This window comes from Mesorhizobium sp. C399B, assembly GCF_030323185.1.
Taxonomy (GTDB): domain Bacteria; phylum Pseudomonadota; class Alphaproteobacteria; order Rhizobiales; family Rhizobiaceae; genus Mesorhizobium.
Window position 1 is genome coordinate 5187534 of sequence record NZ_CP100472.1, and the last position, 20791, is coordinate 5208324.

20 protein-coding genes are annotated in these 20791 nt (G+C 64.7%); 10 read left to right on the forward strand and 10 right to left on the reverse strand.

The features are described from left to right. Positions 1–4: 4 nt before the first annotated feature. From NLY36_RS24565 to NLY36_RS24580, 4 genes are all read right to left on the reverse strand, one after another. A complete protein-coding gene (locus NLY36_RS24565; protein ID WP_023687038.1) occupies positions 5–1084 on the reverse strand; it encodes an ATP-binding protein in 1080 nt (359 codons plus the stop codon). Positions 1085–1103: 19 nt separating this feature from the next. Beyond that, positions 1104–2540, reverse strand: a complete 1437-nt coding sequence (locus NLY36_RS24570; RefSeq protein ID WP_023735632.1) for a DUF5691 domain-containing protein — start codon at positions 2538–2540, stop codon at positions 1104–1106. Next, entirely contained in the window at positions 2537–3940 is a 1404-nt protein-coding gene (locus NLY36_RS24575; RefSeq protein WP_023735631.1) for an SWIM zinc finger family protein, read from the reverse strand. The genes NLY36_RS24570 and NLY36_RS24575 overlap by 4 nt, the downstream gene beginning before the upstream one ends. A 98-nt stretch (positions 3941–4038) precedes the next feature. Beyond that, positions 4039–4578, reverse strand: a complete 540-nt coding sequence (locus tag NLY36_RS24580; protein ID WP_023687041.1) for an Lrp/AsnC family transcriptional regulator — start codon at positions 4576–4578, stop codon at positions 4039–4041. A gap of 48 nt (positions 4579–4626) precedes the next feature. On the opposite strand from NLY36_RS24580, the gene NLY36_RS24585 reads away from it, so the two are divergent. Together NLY36_RS24585 and NLY36_RS24590 are read left to right on the forward strand one after the other, a co-directional pair. Continuing rightward, positions 4627–5805 (forward strand): MFS transporter, encoded by a 1179-nt coding sequence (locus NLY36_RS24585; protein WP_023701530.1) that lies wholly within the window; start codon positions 4627–4629, stop codon positions 5803–5805. 60 nt (positions 5806–5865) lie between these two features. Then, positions 5866–6285, forward strand: a complete 420-nt coding sequence (locus NLY36_RS24590) for a GNAT family N-acetyltransferase (protein WP_023692175.1) — start codon at positions 5866–5868, stop codon at positions 6283–6285. Here the strand turns inward: NLY36_RS24590 and NLY36_RS24595 are convergent. After that, positions 6282–7397 (reverse strand): anhydro-N-acetylmuramic acid kinase, encoded by a 1116-nt coding sequence (locus NLY36_RS24595; protein ID WP_023709179.1) that lies wholly within the window; start codon positions 7395–7397, stop codon positions 6282–6284. The genes NLY36_RS24590 and NLY36_RS24595 overlap by 4 nt on opposite strands. Positions 7398–7610: 213 nt before the next feature. Here NLY36_RS24595 and NLY36_RS24600 point away from each other — a divergent pair, with 213 nt between their 5' ends. The 5 genes from NLY36_RS24600 to NLY36_RS24620 all read left to right on the forward strand — a co-directional run bounded on the left by NLY36_RS24600 (position 7611) and on the right by NLY36_RS24620 (position 12374). After that, on the forward strand, positions 7611–8294 hold the full coding sequence (locus NLY36_RS24600; protein WP_023668581.1) for an SDR family NAD(P)-dependent oxidoreductase: 684 nt from the start codon (positions 7611–7613) through the stop codon (positions 8292–8294). A gap of 172 nt (positions 8295–8466) precedes the next feature. Next, positions 8467–9321, forward strand: coding sequence for a MetQ/NlpA family lipoprotein (locus NLY36_RS24605; RefSeq protein ID WP_023668580.1), 855 nt, complete (start codon positions 8467–8469; stop codon positions 9319–9321). An 83-nt stretch (positions 9322–9404) separates the two neighbouring features. Further along, the gene (locus NLY36_RS24610) at positions 9405–10493 is read left to right on the forward strand and encodes a methionine ABC transporter ATP-binding protein (protein ID WP_023735630.1); all 1089 of its coding nucleotides are present in this window, start codon (positions 9405–9407) and stop codon (positions 10491–10493) included. Beyond that, the gene (locus tag NLY36_RS24615; protein WP_023668578.1) at positions 10474–11130 is read left to right on the forward strand and encodes a methionine ABC transporter permease; all 657 of its coding nucleotides are present in this window, start codon (positions 10474–10476) and stop codon (positions 11128–11130) included. Before NLY36_RS24610 ends, NLY36_RS24615 begins: the two co-directional genes overlap by 20 nt. 137 nt (positions 11131–11267) lie before the next feature. Then, complete coding sequence (locus tag NLY36_RS24620) at positions 11268–12374, forward strand: isopenicillin N synthase family dioxygenase (RefSeq protein WP_023704826.1); 1107 nt, start codon at positions 11268–11270, stop codon at positions 12372–12374. 160 nt (positions 12375–12534) lie between these two features. On the opposite strand, the gene fba is transcribed toward NLY36_RS24620, so the two are convergent. From fba to mtnK, 3 genes are all read right to left on the reverse strand, one after another. After that, positions 12535–13599, reverse strand: a complete 1065-nt coding sequence (gene fba, locus NLY36_RS24625) for a class II fructose-bisphosphate aldolase (protein WP_023687044.1) — start codon at positions 13597–13599, stop codon at positions 12535–12537. Positions 13600–13914: 315 nt separating this feature from the next. After that, the gene (mtnA, locus tag NLY36_RS24630; protein WP_023668575.1) at positions 13915–15009 is read right to left on the reverse strand and encodes an S-methyl-5-thioribose-1-phosphate isomerase; all 1095 of its coding nucleotides are present in this window, start codon (positions 15007–15009) and stop codon (positions 13915–13917) included. Beyond that, positions 15006–16280, reverse strand: coding sequence for an S-methyl-5-thioribose kinase (gene mtnK / locus NLY36_RS24635; RefSeq protein ID WP_023735629.1), 1275 nt, complete (start codon positions 16278–16280; stop codon positions 15006–15008). Before mtnK ends, mtnA begins: the two co-directional genes overlap by 4 nt. Positions 16281–16417: 137 nt before the next feature. Here mtnK and NLY36_RS24640 point away from each other — a divergent pair, with 137 nt between their 5' ends. From NLY36_RS24640 to NLY36_RS24650, 3 genes are all read left to right on the forward strand, one after another. Continuing rightward, the gene (locus NLY36_RS24640) at positions 16418–17929 is read left to right on the forward strand and encodes a sugar ABC transporter ATP-binding protein (protein ID WP_023735628.1); all 1512 of its coding nucleotides are present in this window, start codon (positions 16418–16420) and stop codon (positions 17927–17929) included. A 74-nt stretch (positions 17930–18003) separates the two neighbouring features. After that, on the forward strand, positions 18004–18999 hold the full coding sequence (locus tag NLY36_RS24645; RefSeq protein ID WP_023668572.1) for an ABC transporter permease: 996 nt from the start codon (positions 18004–18006) through the stop codon (positions 18997–18999). Between the two features lie 46 nt (positions 19000–19045). Continuing rightward, on the forward strand, positions 19046–20098 hold the full coding sequence (locus tag NLY36_RS24650) for a substrate-binding domain-containing protein (RefSeq protein WP_023692173.1): 1053 nt from the start codon (positions 19046–19048) through the stop codon (positions 20096–20098). Positions 20099–20168: 70 nt separating this feature from the next. Here the strand turns inward: NLY36_RS24650 and NLY36_RS24655 are convergent, their stop codons facing one another. Next, on the reverse strand, positions 20169–20456 hold the full coding sequence (locus tag NLY36_RS24655; RefSeq protein WP_023696644.1) for a type II toxin-antitoxin system RelE/ParE family toxin: 288 nt from the start codon (positions 20454–20456) through the stop codon (positions 20169–20171). Then, entirely contained in the window at positions 20449–20709 is a 261-nt protein-coding gene (locus NLY36_RS24660) for a ribbon-helix-helix domain-containing protein (protein WP_023692171.1), read from the reverse strand. Before NLY36_RS24660 ends, NLY36_RS24655 begins: the two co-directional genes overlap by 8 nt. Positions 20710–20791 lie beyond the last annotated feature (82 nt).

Genomic DNA, 20791 nt, shown 5'->3' on the forward strand with positions numbered 1-20791 from the left:
GACCTCAGATCGCTGCGTTCAGCGCCGCGTAATAGCCGGCATAGTCCGGCCGCTTCTTGAGCACCGTTTCGAGATATTCCTCCAGCACCACCTTGTCCTGCACCGGGTCCTTGACGATGGCGCCGACAAGGCTGGCGGCGAGGCCTTCGGCGCCGAGCTTGCCGCTGTCGAACCACGCCGCCTGGCTGAGGCCGCCGACCATGGTGGCGATCGCCTCGGCGGTCGAGAGCGAACCCGAAGGCGTCTTCAGCGTCACCTTGCCGTCGGCGGTTGCGCCCGAGCGCAGCTCGCGGAAAATGGTCAACACGCGAGCGATCTCCTCGCCGACATTTTTCGGCACCGGCAGGTCGAGCCCGCCGGCCATCTCGTCGACCCGCTTGGAGACGATCGCCACCTCTTCCGCCATGTCCTCGGGCAGCGGCAGCACCACCACATTGAAGCGGCGTTTCAGCGCCGAGGACAGCTCGTTGACGCCCTTGTCGCGGTTGTTTGCGGTGGCGATGATGTTGAAGCCGCGCTGGGCATAGAGCGACGTGTTGAGTTCCGGGATCGGCATCATCTTTTCCGACAGCACGGTGATCAGCGTATCCTGTACATCGGAGCCCATGCGCGTCAACTCTTCCAGGCGGCATAGCTTGCCGCTCTCCATGGCGCGGTAGAGCGGCGTCGGCACCAGCGCCTCCTGGCTCGGCCCTTTGGCTAAAAGCTGCGCATAGTTCCAGCCGTAGCGGACCTGGTTCTCGTCGGTGCCGGCCGTGCACTGCACGATTAGCGTCGAGTTGCCCATGATGGCGGCGGCGAGATGTTCCGACACCCAGGACTTGGCGGTGCCGGGAACGCCGAGCAACAGCAGCGCGCGGTCGGTAGCGAGTGTCGCCACCGCGGTTTCCATCAGCCGGCGGCGGCCAACATATTTCGGCGATATCACGGTGCCGTCGCTTGCCTTGCCGCCGAGCAGATAGGTCAGCACGGCCTTCGGCGACAGGCTCCATCCGGCCGGCTTCTGGCGTTCGTCATTGCGCGCCAGCGCCTGCAGTTCAGCGGCATAGGCCTGCTCGACAGGGAGGCGGATGGCTGCGTTCATGGTGCTGTTCTCCGGATTGTCATGTGTTGGTTCCCGTCAGGGCCGCGTTGAGGCGCAGGAAAGCGAGCGAGGCTGCCGCCGGCGGCATGCCAGCCGCAACGACATGCTCGATCAATTTTTCCGCTGTCGCCGCAGTGGCCAGAAAGCCCATCGTTTCCAGCAGGTCGTCGGCGGTTCGCTTCATAGCGTCATCATCGCCGGCGACAGCCGAACGCAATGCCGCCAAGCCCTGGCCGTTCGTCATGTCGGGCCATTCCAGCCAGTTGGCTTCGAAGCCCTCGGCAAGGGTGAGCGCGCTAATATACTGCGGCGTATCTTTCAGGATCAGTCTGACCAGGACACGCTTCCTGCGGCTATCCAGGCGCGGTGTCAGGTGCAGCACGAATAGTGCCGGCTTGCCTCCCCCGGCGACTAGTGTGTCGGCCATCTGCGTTACGGCAGCGTCGCTGCCCGACGCTGCGACCATTCGTGAGATCTGGATGTCCGCATTTTTGTCGGCACCGAATTGCCAGGCTGCAATGAAATCGGGTTCGCTGACCCCAAATCGGGAAGCGAGGTCGACCAGGTTGCAGGTCTCGAACAATTCGGCGCGGCGCTTTTCCTGCGCCGGCGATTTGAGCTTTGCCGGCGTGTAGGTGGTGCGGCGGCGGATGAAGCCGGATTTGCCTTCTGTGATGAAGGCGGCGAGTTCGGCAACGGGGTCGTCGGCTCCGTCGTTGCCCGGCCGGCCATGCTCGCCCAGCCTTGCCAGCAGCCGGCCCGCCAGCTCCCGCACCTTGCCGGAGCGGTCGGTGGCCAGGCTTTTCAGGAATGGCGCGTCCGTGGGCGTCAGGTTGAAATGCATGAGTTCGATGAGCGCCAGCCGGACTTCAGCCGGCTCGCCCGTCGCCTTGGCTTCCATCAGGCTGCGGGCCGTGGCCGGATCGCGACGGCGCATCTCAGCCAACGCGATACGGCGCGCGGCGGGGTAAAAGTCATCCCAGTTCTGCGCCGTCAGCTGCTCCTGCGGGGCAATTTTCAGCCCCTCGACGCTGGCCTGCCAGTCGATCCACGGCGCATAAATGTCAGGGCTGTTCTGGTCTGATGCCGACGGCATCCAGTCCATCGGATGCAGCACATAGCCGCGGCTGGCGACGAGCGTCGCGACACGCGACTTGCGCTGCGCATCGGCGGCGTTCTTCAGGGCCGCCCGCAACAGCCGCCGCAACCGCTCCGGCAGCAGCGGCAGGCCAAGCCTCGGCAGCGGCGGGCGCTGCTTCAGCGTCTTCGGCGCCGACGGCCGCAGGCCGACATCGAGCGCCTGCGCCGCGATCGCCAGCAGACGTCGCTCCCGTTCGTCTGGGCTTGCGCCACCCGCGATCTCCTTCCAGGCGGTTGGCGCCAGATCGAACGCGGTTCCGCCGGTGATCCAGCAGTCGCGCATCGTCGCCAGGCCGGTTAGTTCGAGCTCGTTCATGACAGATCGAGCCTCCCGAAGCCGCTTTGCGCGGCCAGCAGATCGAGCCGCGCGCCGTTCCAAAGCGCTGCCGTGGCCGCGAGGTCGAGGCCAAGCACGGTCTGATCGACGGTCCCGCTAACAGGCAGGGCGATCCCTTGCGGGTCGTGCGCCGCTTGCCACCAGGCGGTGCCGCGCTCATCGAGCAGGATCGCGCCGGCAGGCAGCATCAGCGGGCTATCGGTCGACCAGGGCGCTGCGTCCTGGTGCGCCGCATGCGCCGCGAGCGGGTCCTTGACAGCGTCGAGGCCGAAATCCGGCCAGGCGCCCGACACGACGTCGCTCTTGCGCTCCGCCACCAAGGCCCGCAGTGGCTGGCGCGACGGGTAGAATACCAGGCGGGCGTGGAACCGGTCACCGGGCGTGAACGCCGCCGAGCGGCGGCCGGCCGAAGCCGGAAAGAAATCGAGCAGCAGCCCAAACTGCGGCGTCGGGCTTTTCAGATCGAGCAGCCAGGTCGAATGGCTGACGAGACCGTCGCGGCGAGTCTCGATCTTCTCGCCGACGACCTCCCAATGGCTGTCGACCTGCTTCACGTCGGGACTGGACAGAACCTGGTCGCGGGTTTCGGACGCCGACACCAGTCGCTTCAGCTCGGGATCGTCGGGCGCCGAGCGCCAGGCTTTGGCCAGCAGCACCAGCTTGCCGAGTTCGCGGATCGCCGCGTCCGGCCGTTCCTCGCTGCGCAGCGCCATTAGCCGGGCCGGGATTTCGTCGATGCGTCCGGCAAGCGCCGTCGCCTTCATGTCGACAAGCCGCGCCGCAATGCGGCGGCAGCGCTCGCTGCTGGCGTCGGCAAAGGCGGAAAGGCCGAGCCGCAGCTGGTCGGCAATCCACTGGTCGAGTTCGTCCAGCGCGCCTGCCACCACGGTGCGCGTATCTTCCGCCCGCTTGCGCTGCGCCGTCTCGCGGCGCTCCGTCGCGGCGGCGTCATCGACGGTGCTTTCCTCCGCCTGCGAGGCCTCGCCAATGCTCTTGCCAGACGCGCCCCTGCCAGGCTTTGCGTCGACCGGCGGGGGCGCAGTCTTCCTGCGCCGGCCAAGCCAGTCATTGACCCATTCCGGCGTTGTTTCGGCTGATGTGAAGCTGGCCGGCGCCGTGGCGGCGATCCACATCAGCGCCAGCGTGTGCTTGCAGGGAAATTTTCGCGACGGGCAGGTGCATTTGTAGCCGTGGTCGCCGGTGTCGACGACGGTGCGATAGGGGTTGGATCCCGAGCCCTGGCATTCGCCCCAGATCAGCGCCTGCTGCTCGTTCTTCTCCAGCCGCGGCCAGTTCGAGCGCTTGGTGAGCTTCGAGGCGGCGCTTAGCGACGCCTGATCGGGGGCCAGCGCCTCGATGGTTTTCAGTTCGAATTCCAAGCCGCGCCTCTCGTCACCCCAAATCAATGCCTGGCATCAATATAGGGTGCCGTTTGTGAAGGATTGTTGTGGCCCCGGCAAGACGAAGATAGCGCAGATCAGTACAACGGCGTGGCCATATGCCGGGGCGTCGGCCATTGCGCCGTGATCTCGGGCTGCACCGGGCGCTCGAGATAGGTCGACAGCACGACATAGCTTCGCGTCGAGGTGACGCCGGGCGTTTCGTAGAGACGCGCCAGCAGGCCTTCGAGCGCCCTGGTGTCCTCGGTGCGGACCTTGAGAAGCATGCAGGTGTCGCCGGCCACCGAATGGATTTCCTCGACCTCAGGATATTGGGAGACGGCCATCAGCTCCGGTGTCTTGCCCCAGCCCTTGGTATCGATATGCACGAAGGTGAGCAGCGGCTTCTTCACCGCCTTCGGGTCGATGATCACAGCGGTGCCGCGGATGGCGCCGCTGCGCCGCAGGCGCTTGACCCGCTCATGCGCCGCAGGCGGCGAAAGGCAGACGCGTTCGCCAAGTTCGGCGTAGCTGATCGTCGCATCCTCGACCAGCACGCCTAATATTTTTCGGTCGATTGCGTCGAGCTCGCGGGGAGCTACCTTGTTCTGCAGAACCCCATCTGTTTCTTCGTCCATATCGAAATTCCTTGTTGTCGCGGAATTCAGTTCGGCCATTATGACCCGATGACGAACGCGCATCAAGCTGCAACGCTCCATCAGCCGATTCCGGCGCTGGCCTACCTCCTGACCGGCTGCATCGCCGTCATCGGCTCGAACTCGCTGGTCCTGGGTCCAATTGCTCCGGCAGTCGCCGCATCCTTCGGCACCAGCGTGCCGGCGGTGATGGCCGCGTCGGCTGCCTTCGGTCTCGGCACTTCCGCCAGCGCTTTGTTCCTCGCCCGCTATATCGACGGCGTCGGCGCCCGCCGCATGCTGCAGGGCGCTCTGCTGTTGCTGGCGGTCGGCCTTCTCGCCAGCGCGCTGGCGCCGACGGTGATCATGCTGGTCGCGGCCCAGGCCGTCGCCGGCATCGCCGCGGGCGTCGCCATGCCGGCCATCTATACCAGTGCAGCGGCAATTGCGCCGCCCGGCCGTGAAAGCGGCACGATCGGCGTCGTGCTGACCGGCTGGACGGTCTCCATGGTGGCCGGCGTGTCGCTGTCGGCCGTGCTTGCCGATCTCGTGCACTGGCGCGCCGTCTTCGCCGCCGTCGCGGTGCTTTCCGCCATTGCGCTTGCTGCCTTGTCGATGACCTCGCTCAGCGACGTCAGGAAGGGCGGCCCGGCGCCGTCGCCGTTCGTTGCGCTGGCCATTCCGGGGATCGTGCCGCTGCTCATCGCCTGCACCGCCTTCATGACCGCTTTTTACGGCGTCTACGGCTATCTCGGCGATCATCTGCACCAGGATCTGGGCGAGCCCGTCAGCGCCAATGCGCTGGCCGCGCTCGCCTATGGCGCCGGCTTCGGCGCCGCGGCCTTCCTCGACGGCGTCATCGACCGCATCGGCGCACGGCGCGTCATGCCTTTCGCCTATCTGCTGGTCGCCGTCGTCTATGTCGCGATCGCGCTCGCAAGCAGCAATTTCGTGCTGATCCTGGCTATGATCGCCATCTGGGGCCTTGCCAATCATTTCGGCCTGAACGTGCTGGTGATGCGCCTTACCGCGCTCGATCCGTCGCGCCGCGGCACCATCATGGGCCTGAACAGCTCGGTCACCTACCTCGCCGTCTTCATCGGCACCACCAGCTTCGGGCCGCTTTATTCGACATTCGGCTTTGCCATCTGCGCGATCGTTGCCGCCGTGCTGATGCTGGTTGCGGCAGCAGCGGGGTCATGGCGGTCGCCGCCGCCCATCAAGCCGTAAAGCTTGCGTCCTCATCCCGTCCTTCGCTAGAGCTTGGCTTGCCATGCGAGCCCCGCCCGGATGAAGACGACGCTTGAAACCACTGCCGACCCCTCGTCAGACGACCTCGCCTTCCTGGCCGAGCGGCTGACGGCGTTCAATGACGGCGATGTCGGCCCCTCCGGCCGCAAGCCGATCGCGGTCTTCGTTCGTGACGAGCACGGCGCTGTCGTCGCCGGCATTTCGGGATACACCGCCTGGGGCTGGCTCTATGTGCAATGGCTGTGGGTCGACGAACGCCTGCGCGGCCAGCATATGGCCGGCGACATGCTGGACGCTGCCGAGCGCGAAGCAGTCGCCCGGGGCTGCCAGACCGCCTGGATCGACACGTTCAATCCGACAGCGGCCAAAGTCTATGAGCGGCAAGGCTACCGGCGTTTCGGCGAGCTGCCTGACTTTCCCATCGGCCGCAGCCGCATCTTCCTGCAGAAGAAGCTCTAACCTGCCAGCCGCCCGCCTTGCATCGGCCGCGGCACGCCGGTGGTGCTGGGAAAGCTGATCGGCAGGCCGCGCAGCACGCGCACGGCAAGGAAGGCAAAGCATTCGGCCTCCACCGCATCGCCTTTCCAGCCCAGTGTCTCGGCCTGCACCACCTCGACGTTGGCGCGCCTCGCCAGCATCGCCATCATCGTCGGGTTGCGGCGGCCGCCGCCACTGACCGCTAGGCGCTTCGGCCGGCGCGGCAACAAATCGAGCGCCTTGCCGACGGCCGAGACGGTGAAGGCCGTCAGCGTCGCCGCCCCATCCTCTGCGCTGAGGCCGTCGGCCATGGCGGCGCCGAAGTCGAAACGGTCGAGCGATTTCGGATAGGGCTTGGTCAGATACGGATGCTGGAGCAATTTGGCCAGCCGCACTTCATCGACGGTGCCGGCCGCGCCCAGTGCGCCGTCGCGGTCCATCTCGCCGAGGCCGTTTGCCTTGATGAAATCGTTGAGCGGCGCGTTGGCCGGGCCAGTGTCGAAGGCGACGATGTTGTCCTTGCCGTCCCACCAAGTGACGTTGCCGACACCGCCGAGATTGAGCACAGCGGTGTCCCCGCTGGCGTCGGCTTCCCTCAAAAGCGCCGCGTGGTAGGCAGCCGCCAGTGGTGCGCCCTGGCCGCCAGCGCGCACATCGTCCGAGCGGAAATCATAGGCGACCTTGGCGCCCAAAATGGAATGCATCAGCGCGCCATCGCCCAACTGGCGCGTATCGCCGCGCCGCCCGGGTTGCGGGGCACGATGCAGCACGGTTTGGCCGTGAAAACCGACCACGCCGATATCGCCTATGGTTAGGCCGTAGCTTTCGACAAGGTCCTTCACCGCCGCCGACTGCGCCCGCGTCAGCGCCTCCTCGGCTTCGGCAAAGATCGCCGGCTCGGGCCCGTCGAAATTCCACACCCGGGCCTGACGCAGCGTCTCCTCCAGCAAGGCACGGATCGCTGCGGGGTAGGGGGCCAGCGTATAGGTGCCGAAATCGGCGATCCGCTCGCCATCGGTCTTGATCAGCGCCACGTCGATATTGCCGTCAAGCACGGTGCCGGTCATCAGGCCGACGGCCCAGATTGGTTCCACGGTCGACTCCCTTGCGACACCGTTTGCGATTCCAACGCAATCACCTGTCGGACGGATTGTCTCGCCAGGCAAGACCCTGGCCGCGGTCGATTGCTCCGAACCTGCCGGCAGAGTTTTTCACCGAACAGCGAAAATCGAGCAACGCCGTTCTTGCGTCTCGCCGCTCAAGACGCCAGCTATGAGACGAACACGTCATCGCCAAGGAGAAACGACATGGCATCCGAAGTCGCAGTGATCGCCGGCGCGGGTGCGGGCCTGAGCGCCTCTTTGGCACGCCTTCTCACCACGGAAGGCTATCGTGTGGTGCTGGCCGCCCGCAACACGGCCAAACTCGCGGCGCTGGTCGGGGAAACCGGCGCGCTGGCCGTCGAAACCGACGTCGCCGATCCGGCCTCCGTCGCCGGCCTGTTTGACGCCGCCGACAAGCAAGGCCCGCTGGCCCTTGCCGTCTTCAATGCCAGCGGCCGCACGCGCGGCCCGATCGCCGAGGTCGATCCCGATGCGGTCAAACAAGCCTTGCTTGTCGGCGCCTATGGCGGCTTCCTGGTCGGCCAGCAAGCGGCGCGGCGGCTGCTTGCGCGCGGCTCCGGTTCGATTCTTTTCACCGGCGCCTCCGCCAGCATCAAGGGCTTTCCCAACTCCGCCGGCTTTGCCATGCCGAAATTCGGCCTGCGCGGTCTGGCTCAGTCGATGGCGCGCGAACTCTTCCCGAAGAACATCCATGTCGCCCATTTCATTATCGACGGCCAGATCGAGCCGGTCGGGACGAAGCCCGAGCGACCGGACAGCCAGCTGTCGCCCGATGCGATCGCGCAGACCTATCTCGCGACCCATCGCCAGCATCGCAGCGCCTGGAGCTTCGAGGTCGAGCTGCGGCCCTTTGTCGAGACATTCTGACCGGTCCGGCGTGACCGTTCTCGCAATTGCGAAATCTTTGAGAGAATATTCCCGGCTTCGTGTTTGAGAAGAAATGCGGTTCTTTGATCCGGCAAGCAGCATTGCCGATGATGTCGTCAAGGCTTGGTATTCCACCTCGCCGCAATGACTTCAGGATTACGAGGGATCGACAATGTCCGAACGCGGAAACGCTTCCAGCTCTCTTCTTTTTTCAGCCATCAGCCGGCGAGCTGCCCTTGCGGCACTTTTTGCCTCGGCCGTCACGCTTGCCGGTCTGGCTCAGCCGACGCCGTCCTTCGCCGAGGACAAGAAGTCTATCAAGGTCGGCATCATCAGCGGCGAGGATGAGGATGTCTGGCGCGTCGTCGTCGCCCAGGCCGCCGAAAAAGGCCTGACCGTCGAGACCGTGGTGTTCAACGACTACACCCAGCCCAACGAGGCGCTCGAGCGCGGCGAGATCGACGCCAACGCCTTCCAGCACCAGCCCTATCTCGACAACCAGATCAAGACCCAAGGGTACCACATCGTGCGCGTCGGCTACACCGGCGTCTGGCCGATCGGCCTCTACTCCAAGAAATACACCAAGGTTGCCGACCTGCCCGAAGGCGCCGTCATCGGCTTGCCCAACGACCCCTCGAATGAGGGCCGCGCGTTGCGCGTTCTGCAGAACGAAGGCGTGATCAAGCTGAAGGACGGCACCGGCATCCTGGCGACCACCGCCGACATTGCCGAGAACCCTAAGAAGGTCGTCATCAAGGAACTGGACGCCGGCATTGTCGGCCGCTCGGTCGAGGATCTCGACGCGGCTGTCGTCAACACCGACTGGGCGCTGAAGAGCGGTCTCGGCCCGGACAACCGCATCGCCCAGGAGCCAGTGGCCGACAACCCCTACCGCAACTTCATCGCCGTGAAATCCGGCAACGAGAACGAGGCGTGGGTGAAGACGCTGGTCGCGTCCTACCAGAACGAGGCGGTCAAGGCCGAGTTCGACAAGGTCTACAAGGGCACCGGGATCAGCGCCTATTGATTGGCGCCTGGTTGTCAGGAGCAGGCGGCCCGCTGTTGAGCGGGCCGCTGTCGCATTTGTCGAGCGTTGAAACGGACAGTGAGATGAACCAGCACGTCACGGCCGAGGCATCCGGTCCGGTCAATATATCGGCCGGGCAAGAAGATGTCGTACGCCTCGTCGACCTCAAGCGCCGCTTTGGCGCGACGCCTGCGCTCGACGGCGTCTCGCTGACGGTGAAGAAGGGCGAGATCCTCGGCATCATCGGCCGCAGCGGAGCCGGCAAGTCGACGCTGATCCGCTGCCTCAACGGGCTGGAGCGGCCGGACTCCGGCGACGTCTTCATCGAGGGCCGCGAGATCGGCCGGCTCGGCGAGCGTGAATTGCAGCCGCTGCGGCGTCGCATCGGCATGATCTTCCAGCACTTCAATCTGCTGTCGGCCAAGACCGCGGAGGACAATGTCGCGCTGCCGCTGAAGATCGAGGGCCGCCCAAAGGCCGAACGGCTGGCGCGCGCCGCCGAATTGCTCCACCTCGTCGGCCTGTCGGAGAAGGCGAAGGCCTATCCGTCCTCGCTGTCGGGCGGCCAGAAGCAGCGCGTCGGCATCGCCAGGGCGCTGGCCGCGCGGCCAGCGCTGCTGCTGTCCGACGAGGCGACCTCAGCGCTCGATCCGGAGACGACGCGCTCCATCCTGGCCTTGCTGAAAGACATCAACCGGCAGCTCGGCCTGACCATCCTGCTCATCACCCACGAGATGGAGGTGATCCGCTCGATCGCCGACCGCGTCGCGGTGATCGATGCCGGGCGCATCGTCGAGCAAGGCCCGGTGTGGTCGGTCTTTGCCGAGCCGCGTTCCGAAATCACCAGGAGCCTGCTCGGCGGCATCCGCCCGCAACTGCCGGCCGAGATTGCCGGCCGGCTTGCTCCCGGAGGCGGCGCCGAGCTCATCCTCAGGGTCGACGTCGCAGGTGAGGCCGCGCGCGGTCCGCTGCTGTCCGATCTTGCGGTGGCGGTGCCGGGGCCGTTCCGCCTCGTCCATGGTGGCATCGACCATGTCCAGCAGCAGCCGGTCGGCACGCTGTTCCTTGCGGTCGCGGGCAACGATCCGAAACATCTGTCGAAAGTAATCGCATTCCTGAAGGCCCGCGACGCACGGGTGGAGGTGCTTGGCCATGTCGCCGGTTCTGTTTGAACTTCTGCTGCGCTCGATCTGGGAGACGGTCCTGATGACGGCGGCATCGGGCCTCATCTCGCTCGTCTTCGGGCTGCCGCTCGGCCTGGCATTGATTGCCACGGAGCGCGGCGGCATTGCCGAAAGCCTGTGGGTGAACCGCGCGCTCGGCGCCGTCATCAACGGCTTCCGCTCGGTGCCTTTCATCATCCTTCTGGTGGCGCTGATCCCGGTGACGCGGCTGATCGTCGGCACCTCGATCGGCACCTGGGCGGCGATCGTGCCGTTGTCGATTGCGGCGACGCCCTACTATGCCCGCATCGCCGAAGTGTCGCTGCGCGAGGTCGATCGCGGCCTGATCGAGGCGGCGCGCGCCATGGGCGGCAACCGCTGGACGATCATCCGCGAGGTGCTGGTGCCCGAAGCTTTGCCCGGCATCGTCGCCGGTTTCACGGTGACGCTGGTAACGCTGATCGGCGCTTCGGCCATGGCCGGCGCCATCGGTGCCGGCGGGCTCGGCGATCTCGCCATCCGCTATGGCTACCAGCGTTTTGAGACCAGCGTCATGGTCGCCGTGGTCATTGTGCTGATCATTCTCGTTTGCGGCATCCAGTGGGTCGGCGACCGGCTGGTCGCCAGGCTGGACCGGCGCGGATGAGCGGCCACGAACGTTATTTGCCGGCAGGCTGCCAAACGCAGCGTCGGCTTTCTCTATCGGGGCCGAGATTGGATTGCGCGTTGCTTTGATCGGACCGGCCTGCGTGCCACCGTGACAGCGAAACAAGGAGCTTGACCATGCCCAGGATCGTACCCGTGCTTGATCTCGGCCGCCTCGAGCAGGGCGCTTCGGAACGGCGAACGTTTCTCTTCGACCTGCGCACGGCCGCGCGCGATGTCGGCTTCTTCTATTTGACCGGCCACGGCATATCGGCTGCGGATACCGCAGAAGTGCTCGACGCGTCGCGCCGCTTCTTTGCCCTGCCGGAAGCCGACAAACTGGCAATTGAAATGGTCAAGTCCTCGCAGTTCCGCGGCTACACGCGCGCCGGCGGCGAGCTGACCAAAGGCAAGGCCGACTGGCGCGAACAGCTCGACATCGGCGTCGAACGCGCGGCCATCGAACAAGGCCCCGGCGTGCCCGCCTGGACGCGGCTGCAAGGGCCCAACCAGTGGCCGGCCACGCTGCCCGAGCTGAAGCCGGCGCTGCTCGCATGGCAGGCCAAGGCGACCGCGGTGGCGATCCGGCTGCTTAGGGCCTTCGCTTTGTCGCTCGACCAGGCCGAGGACGCCTTCGATCCGATCTACCGGGCCGAGCCCAACCATCGCATGAAGATCGTGCGCTACCCCGGCCGCGACGCCACCGGCGACAACCAGGGCGTCGGCGCGCACAAGGATGGCGGTTTCCTGACGCTTCTGCTGCAGGACGAGAACAAGGGGCTGCAGGTCGAATATGACGGCGCCTGGGTCGACGTCGATCCGCTGCCCGACACGCTGGTGGTCAACATCGGCGAACTGCTCGAACTGGCGTCGAACGGCTATCTCCGGGCGACAGTCCACCGTGTGGTGACACCGCCGGCCGGCGTCGAGCGCGTCTCGGTCCCGTTCTTCTTCAGCGCCCGGCTCGACGCCACGATTCCGCTGCTCGACCTGCCCGAGGATGTAGCGGCCGAGGCGCGGGGGCCGGCCAGCGATCCCGACAACCCGCTGTTTCGCAATGTCGGCACCAATGTGCTGAAGAGCCGCCTGCGCTCGCATCCCGACGTGGCGCGCCGGCACTATGCCGATCTTCTGGAAACCGACGCCTCACCGGCTGAAATCTTTCAAAACGAGAACGAAATTTCCGAATCTCGCGTTGTTTTAGAAAGCCGTTCGTCGCCATATGCGGCGAATACGCGCATATAGGAATTATCGTTCGGCGGTTTCCTCCCATTCCACCGAGCGGTGTTCCCCTCTGAAGGTTCTTGACCTTCTTTTGGCCGGGCCGCTTTCGCGCCCGGCCTTTTTTATGTCAATAGCTCTTCTTTCTTCCCCACAAGGGAGAAGGAAGAGGCGCCAGGGGACTTCACCCAAACTTCGGATCAAGGCTCCCCGACTTGTAGCGCTTGGCCATCTCGGCCACCGGCAGCGGCTTGATCTTCTGCGCGTTGCCGGCGGTGCCGAACTGCTCGAAGCGCTCCTTGCACAGCTTGCGCATCGCAGCCATGGCCGGCGTCAAATATTTGCGCGGATCGAACTCCGACGGGTTTTCGGTAAGCACCTTGCGGATGGCGCCGGTCAGCGCCATGCGGTTGTCGGTGTCGATGTTGATCTTGCGCACGCCGTGCTTGATGCCGCGCTGGATCTCTTCCACCGGCACGCCCCAGGTCGGCTTCATCTGGCCGCCATATCTATTGATGATTTCCTGCAGGTCCTCGGGCACTGAGGACGAGCCGTGCATCACCAGATGCATGTTGGGCAGGCGGCGGTGGATTTCCTCGATGACGTTCATCGCCAGCACCGCGCCGTCTGGCTTGCGCGAAAATTTGTAGGCGCCGTGGCTGGTGCCCATGGCGACTGCCAGCGCATCGACATGGGTGTCCTTGACGAACTCGACCGCCTGTTCCGGATCGGTCAAGAGCTGGTCGTGGCTGATGGCGCCTTCGACGCCGTGGCCGTCCTCCTGCTCGCCGCCGCCGCTCTCAAGCGAACCGAGCACACCGATCTCGCCTTCCACCGACACGCCGCCCCAATGCGCCATGTCGACGACGCGCCGGGTGATGCCGGAATTGTAGGCATAGTCGGCCGGCGTCTTGCCGTCCTCTTTCAGCGAGCCGTCCATCATGACAGAGGTGAAGCCGTACTGGATGGCGGTGACGCAGGTGGCTTCGTTGTTGCCGTGGTCGAGATGCATGCAGACCGGAATGTCGGGGTGGATTTCGACCAGCGCGTCGATCAGCTTGGCCAGCACCACATCATTGGCGTAGGCGCGGGCGCCGCGGCTGGCCTGCAGGATGACCGGCGACTTGGTCTCCTCGGCCGCCTCCATGATGGCGAGGCCCTGTTCCATATTGTTCATGTTGAAAGCGGGTACGCCGTAGCCGTACTCGGCGGCGTGATCGAGCAATTGTCTCAGTGTTATGCGAGCCACCCAATAGTCTCCCGTATCTGGTTTCAAGCGCAACGTCGCGGGCCGGCCGATTGCCAGCCTAGATGCTTCTGGCCGGATTTCGCCAGAACCGCAACCGTCAGCGGCCATCGAGGCCGCAATTCTTGTTGCAGGGCTGAAATCCGGTAGCCAGCCGGTGAGGCGCTAATCTCCCCCATTGAGGGGGAGATGGCCGGCAGGCCAGAGGGGGTCGGTTCGACTGGAGCGCTAGCATCATCTGTCGGTGCTGGGAGGTCGCGTCAGGACGCGCCGACCCCTCTGTCGCCTTTGGCGACATCTCCCCCTCAAGGGGGGAGATTATCCGCGTTCGGGGAACATCGCCTTCAACCCTTCGCGCGAAGCCTTGGCCACACCGCGCTCGGTGATCAGCCCCGTCACCAGCCGTGCCGGCGTCACATCGAACGCCGGATTGGCCGCCGGCGTCGCTTCGGGCGAAACCCGAACCTGCGCGATCTTGCCGTCCGCCGTCTTGCCCCAGACCAGCGACACCTCGTCACCGGAGCGTTCCTCGATCGGGATTTCGGTGAGGCCATCACCCACTGTCCAGTCGATGGTCGGCGAGGGCAGAGCGACGTAGAAGGGCACCTCATTATCGGAGGCGGCGAGCGCCTTGAGATAGGTGCCGATCTTGTTGCAGACGTCGCCATTGGCCGTGGTGCGGTCGGTGCCCACGATCACCATGTCGACCGCGCCACGCTGCATCAGATGGCCGCCGGCATTGTCGACGATCAGCGTGTGCGGCACGCCGTGGCCGGCCATCTCCCAGGCGGTCAGCTGGGCGCCCTGGTTGCGCGGGCGCGTCTCGTCGACATAGACATGGACCGGAATGCCGGCCTCGACGGCGAGATAGATCGGCGACGTGGCGGTGCCGTAATCGACCGTCGCCAGCCAACCGGCGTTGCAATGGGTGAGGATGTTGACCGGCTCGCCCGGCTTCTTGCGTGCCGCGATCTCCTTGATGATGGCAAGCCCGTTCTCGCCGATGGCGCGATTGAGATCGACATCCTCGTCGGCGATTTCCGCGGCGCGCTTATAGGCCGCCTCCGCGCGCTGTCCCAATACGATCGGCCTGAGGAACCGCCGCATCTCGTCCAGTGCCCAGCGTAGATTGATCGCAGTCGGCCGCGTCTTGTGCAGCGTCTCCCAGACCGCGTCGAGCGCTTCGTCAGACGGATCGTCCGCCATCTGGATGGCGACGCCGTAGGCCGCGGTGACGCCGATCAGCGGCGCGCCACGAACCCACATGTCACGGATCGCGGTGGCGATGCCGGCAACGCTCCCGATCGTCTCGACCCGGAACTCGTGCGGCAGCCAGCGCTGGTCGATGATCTCGACCGAACGCTGGTCGTCGCTCAGCCAGATGGTGCGGTAGTGGCGCTCGCCGACGTTCAAATCCTGCTCTCCCGTTCGATCAAAGCGGCCAGATTATTGACCTCGTCCATGCCGTGAATCTGGCGCCGGTTGACGGCGATGTGACGGCCGAATTTCAGCGCCTTGGCCTCGCAGGAGGCTCGCAGATCCTCGTCCTCGATGGTCTCGAAATCGGCATTGTGGGCGAGGCCGAGGATGCGCCGGTGCACCTCGATGCCGGCAAAGCCCAAGAGGTCGGTCCAGATCTGGTGCAGCACATGGTCGAGCGCCTGCTCCGAGGCGAGAATGTCGCCCTGATCCTCGAACAGGCTCTTCTGGTAAAGCATGCCGGTGCGCTCGGTGCGCCATAGATGCGAGAACTCGGCGCGGAACACCGTCCAGGTGTCATTGGTCACCCCGAGCAGATAGGCACGCATGGCGTCACGCTTGCCCTTGTGTTCATGGCCGCGCTGCGAGAAGTAGGACATCCAGAAATTGGCGAGCAGCATGCCGACGTCGAAGGCCATCGGACCGTAGAAGGCGAATTCCGGATCGATCATCCGCGTCTCGGTGTCGGTGACCATGATCGAGCCCGAATGCAGGTCGCCATGCAGCAGCGTCTCGGCGTTGGCGGCGAAGATATGCTTCAGCCGCTGCGCCTCGACCTTGAGGTCGCGGTCGGCGCGCAGCTCGGCGACCAGGCCGTCGAGCTGCGGCGAGGTGTGCCGGTTCAGCTTGGCGTCGAAATAGGGATCGGAAAACACCAGGTCTTCGGTGATGCCGCAGAGCTCGACATTGTCGGCGAACAGCGCCAGGTCGGCCTTGCGGTCCTTGGTCGGCATGGAGAGATCGGAGCCGCGGAACAAAGTGCGGGCCATGAACAGGCCGATGTCGCGGGCGATATTTGGCAACTCGCGGCCGCCGATCAGGGCACGGCGCAGGATGATGTGCGGCGGCGCCAGATATTCCATGATGATCAGCGCCTGGGCTTCGTCGAAATGGAGGATCGCCGGCACCGAACCCGGCGCGCGCGCCTCTTGCCGCGTCAGCGCGTGATACTCGAAGAAGGAGCGTTTGAGCGGCAACGGCCAGCTGTCGCCGACGAGGCGAACATAGGGCAGGGCCTGCTTGACCACGGCCGCACCCGACACGCCCTCGACGATGAAGACGAGGTTGAGATTGCCGTCGCCGACCTCGCGCACCTTCCAGGCACCGGTATCGGGGCCGATTTTTGCGCACAGCGCTTCGTTCGTGCCGAGGCGCGTTGCAAGCGTCTCCACCGACAGTGCTTCGAACGGCAATTTCGCAGTCATTCCTCACCCTCCCGCTTGCTCGCTCAATCATAGTGGAGCGATGGCGGTGAGGCCAAGCTAGGAAGCTGACTGGCAATTGTCAATCGAGTTGACAATTGATGACGTAGCCCATAGCGTCATGGTCAGGGAGGAAACGAATGGGCAATGATGCCGTGTTCCGCGTGGACGGGCTGAGGAAGTCCTTCGGCCATATCGAGGTGCTTGGCGGCGTCTCGCTCGAACTGCATGCCGGTGAGATCACCGTGCTGATGGGCGCCAATGGCGCCGGTAAGTCCACCCTCGTGAAAATTATCAGCGGCGTCTACGACCATGCCGGCGGCACCATGCACCTGGCCGGTCATGATTTCGCGCCGAACACGCCGGCCGAGGCGATCCGCGCAGGCGTCGTCACCGTGCATCAAAACATCAATGACGGCGTCGTCGCCGATCTCGATGTCGCCACCAATCTGACGCTGGATAGGTTGAGCGGCAAGGGCGCGCCGCTGCTGTTCAACCCCGGCCGGGTGCGCCGCGAAGCCAAAGCGGTGGCCGACCGCATGGGGCTCGCCATCGACCTCAAGGCCCGCATCAGCGATCTGTCGCTGGCCGATCGCCAGATGGTGGCCATCGCGCGCGCCATGGCGCACCAGCCGAAAGTGCTGATCCTCGACGAGCCGACCTCCTCACTGTCCAGCGCCGAGGCGGACCGGCTGTTCGCCCTGCTCGACCGGCTGCGCGAGCAAGGCGTCGCCATCCTCTACATCTCGCACCGCATGTCGGATATCAGGCGGCTTGCCGACCGCATCGTCTCGATGCGCGATGGCGTCATCTCAGGCGTCTTCGACAGCGAGCCTCTCGACTATGAGGGCGCCGTTAACGCCATGCTCGGCCGCAAGATCCATCTTGACCGCATCGAAGCCAGGAGTTCTGCCAAGCCGATCCTGACCGTCGATGCCTTGCGCATCGCCCCTGGTGCCCGGCCATTCTCGCTGACGCTCGGCGACGGCGAGGTCGTTGCCATCACCGGCCTCGTTGGCGTCGGCAAGACCGCGCTCGCCGAGACGCTGTTCGGCTTGCGCAAGCCGCTGTCCGGTACGATGACTTTATATGGCAAGCCCTATGCGCCCGCGTCGACCGGCGAAGCCATCGCCGCCGGCGTGTTTCTGGTCGCCAAGGACCGTGGCGAAAACGGCATCGTCGGCGGCTTCAACATCCAGGAAAACATCAGCCTGCCCTTCCACAAGCGCATGTCGCGCTTTTCAGTTCTCAAACGCGGCCTTGAACGCACTATTGCCCGCCGGCAGATCGAGGATCTCGGCATCGTCTGCCGCTCGGAGAAGGACGAGATGACCACTCTGTCGGGCGGCAACCAGCAGAAGGTGATGGTGGCCCGCTGGATGGCGCAGGACGCCCGATTGTTCATTCTCGACGAACCGTTCCAGGGCGTCGATATCTCCGCCAGGCGCGACATCGCCGCCAAGCTGAGGGCAAGCGCCAATGGCCGCGCCACGCTGCTGTTCGTCACCGAACTCGACGAGGCACTGGAGACGGCCGATCGCATATTGGTGATGTCCGAGCAGACCATCGTCGGCGAACACCGCAACGCCGATGTCGATCTCGACCGTCTGCTGGCCGAAGTCGCGGGCGGGCCGTTGCACAGTGCGGCCTGAGCCACGATGATTGAAGAACTGAGGGTTGGAATGGAGTGCACGGGTTTGAGTTGGGTATTGACGGCGGGCGCTGAATGACGCTGCGCGATTACGCTATCCGCTACGGGTTCATCGTGCTTCTGTTCGGGCTGATCGCGTATTTCGCCATCGCCGCCGACGGGTTCGTCTCGCCGCAAAGTGCCGTCTTCATTTTCCAGTCGGTCGCCATCACCGGCGTGCTGGCGCTGGGCGTCACCGCCACACTGGTTGTCGGCGGCTTCGATCTCTCGATCGGCTCGGTTGCCACATCGGCCATGATGGCGGCTGCCTATGTCATGGTGGTGCTGGAGCAGAACGTTGTCGTCGCTGTCCTCATCTGCCTGCTCATCGGCGCCCTTGTCGGCCTCATCAATGGCTGGCTGATCGTCTATATGCGCGTGCCCGATCTGCTGGCGACGCTCGGCATGATGTTCCTGCTCGTCGGCCTCCAGCGCATCCCGACTGAAGGACGCTCCATCGCCACCGGTATGACAATGCCGGACGGCTCGGTCGCCAACGGCAAATTCTCCGACGCCTTCCTGGCGCTCGGCCGCCACCGCTTCGACTTCTTCATCCCGAACCTCATTCCGGTCTCGGTGGTCGTGCTGATCGTGCTCGCCGTGCTGATCTGGTTCTTCCTCGAATACACACGCTTCGGCCGCATGATGTATGCCGTGGGCAGCAATGAACGGGCCGCCGAACTCGCCGGCGCGCCTGTCAAGGCATACAAAATCTGGGCCTACGTCATTTCAGGAGTTTTTGCCTCGATCGGCGGGATTTTGCTGGCCGCACGGCTTGGACGCGGTGACATCGCGTCGGGTAATAATCTGCTGCTCGATGCGGTTGCCGCGGCGCTGATCGGCTACGCGGTGCTCGGCGCCGCCAAGCCGAACGCCTTCGGCACCGCCATCGGCGCGCTGTTCGTCGGCATCCTGCTGCAAGGCCTGACGATGATGAACGCGCCTTACTACACGCAGGATTTCGTCAAGGGCGTGGTTCTCGTCGTCGCCCTTGTCTTTACCTTCGCCCTTTCCGGCCGGGGCAGGAGATAGAATGGCTGCCGGGACAGTTTTGGGTTCAACAAACGGAGGAAAGAACGTGAACATCACAAGACGACTTTTGGGGAAGGTCGCGCTCGGATTGGCCGGCGCAACAATGCTGATGCAGGTCCCGGCCTTTGCCGCCGACAAGCCGGCGCCGTTCGACAAGCCCGGCGTCAAGATCGCGCTGGTGCGCTATCTCTCGACCGGCGATTTCTTCCAGGCCTATCTCTCGGGCGTCGAGTCCCAGTCCAAGGCGCTCGGCATCGATCTGCGCGTGCTCGACAGCCGCCAGGACGCCGCCCTTCAATCCGACATGGTCGACCAGGCCATCGCACTCGGCGTGCAGGGCATCATCATCCAGCACGGCCTAACGGAATCGATGAAGGACGCCGCCCAGCGCGCGGTCGATGCCGGCATCAAGGTCGTCGCCTTCGACGTCAATGTCGAAAACCCCAAGATCCCGCAGATCGAACAGTCCGACAAGGACCTTGCGCGCCTGGCGCTCGAGCAGGCGGTCAAGGACAATGGCGAGAGCTGGAACGCCGGCTATGTCTATGTCGCCGGCATCGCGCCGCTCGACCGCCGCAACGAGACCTGGGTCGACGTGAAGAAGAAACATGCCGGCATCAAGGAAGTCGCGATGTTCGGCACGCTCGACAACCCGATCGCCAACTCGGTCGCCAACCAGGCGCGCTCGGTGCTGCAGGCGCATCCCGACATCAATGTGATGTTCGCGCCCTATGACGAGTTCGCCAAGGGTGTGAAGATCGCCGTCGACGAGGCGGGGCTGAACAAGAAGATCAAGATCTACTCCGCCGACATCTCTACCTCGGACATCGCGGCCATGCGCGAGACCGACAGCGCCTGGGCCGCCACCGCCGCCACCAACCCTGCCGTCGTCGGCCAGGTCTCGGTGCGCGCGCTGGCGCAGCTGCTCGCCGGTGAAGATCCCGGCCACAACGTCATCGTGCCGCCGACGCTGATCACCCAGAAGGACCTGATCGACAAGGACATCAAGAACATGGAGGACCTGTCGGCCAAGCTGCCGCAATTCGCCCATGCCGATGTCGCCATGCCGGCCTGGATGCCGAACCCGAACGCGAAGTAGGATCGGACATCTGATAGATGCGAAGGGCGGCATGGGCCGCTCTTTTCATATTGATCGTAAGCCTGCCGGCCTACAACCAATGGTCTGGATCGCGCATCCCGTGGACAATCGCCACAGCGATAACACCATCGGGCTGCGGCTCGTAGATGATGATATAGCGGCCTTCGACGAGCACGCGGGCCGTTGCGCTTAACTCGGGCCGTGCGCTGCCCATCTTGGGGTGCTGCGCCGCCAGCTCCAGTCTTTCGAAAATGCGCATCAACAGTCTGTCTGCTGCCTTTTCATTGTCGGCGGCGATGGTGTGCCAGATGTCTCGCAAATCCTGCGAAGCGCGCGGTGTGAGCCTATAGCTAGCCACGGGCGCGGCGTTCTGCCTTCAGGCTGCCGATGAACTCGGTGGGGTCGACAGCCACTGGCTTGCCGCTGCCCATCCCGTCGGCATAGGCCCGCTTCAAGTGCTGGAGTTCGAGCGTGCGCAATTCCTCGCGCTGCTCCCATAAGCGCAGGGCGTCGCGGACAATCTCGCTGTTGGAAGCATAACCGCCACCTTCGATAGCGCTTTGCAGGCGAGCTATCTGCTGCGCGGTGAGGGATATGGTGAGGGTGCGCATAGGTTCGTTTTTCATACCCACATTATAATGCATCCAACAAGGTCTAACAATATCTGTTAGGAATCTGCCCCTGCATCATGAC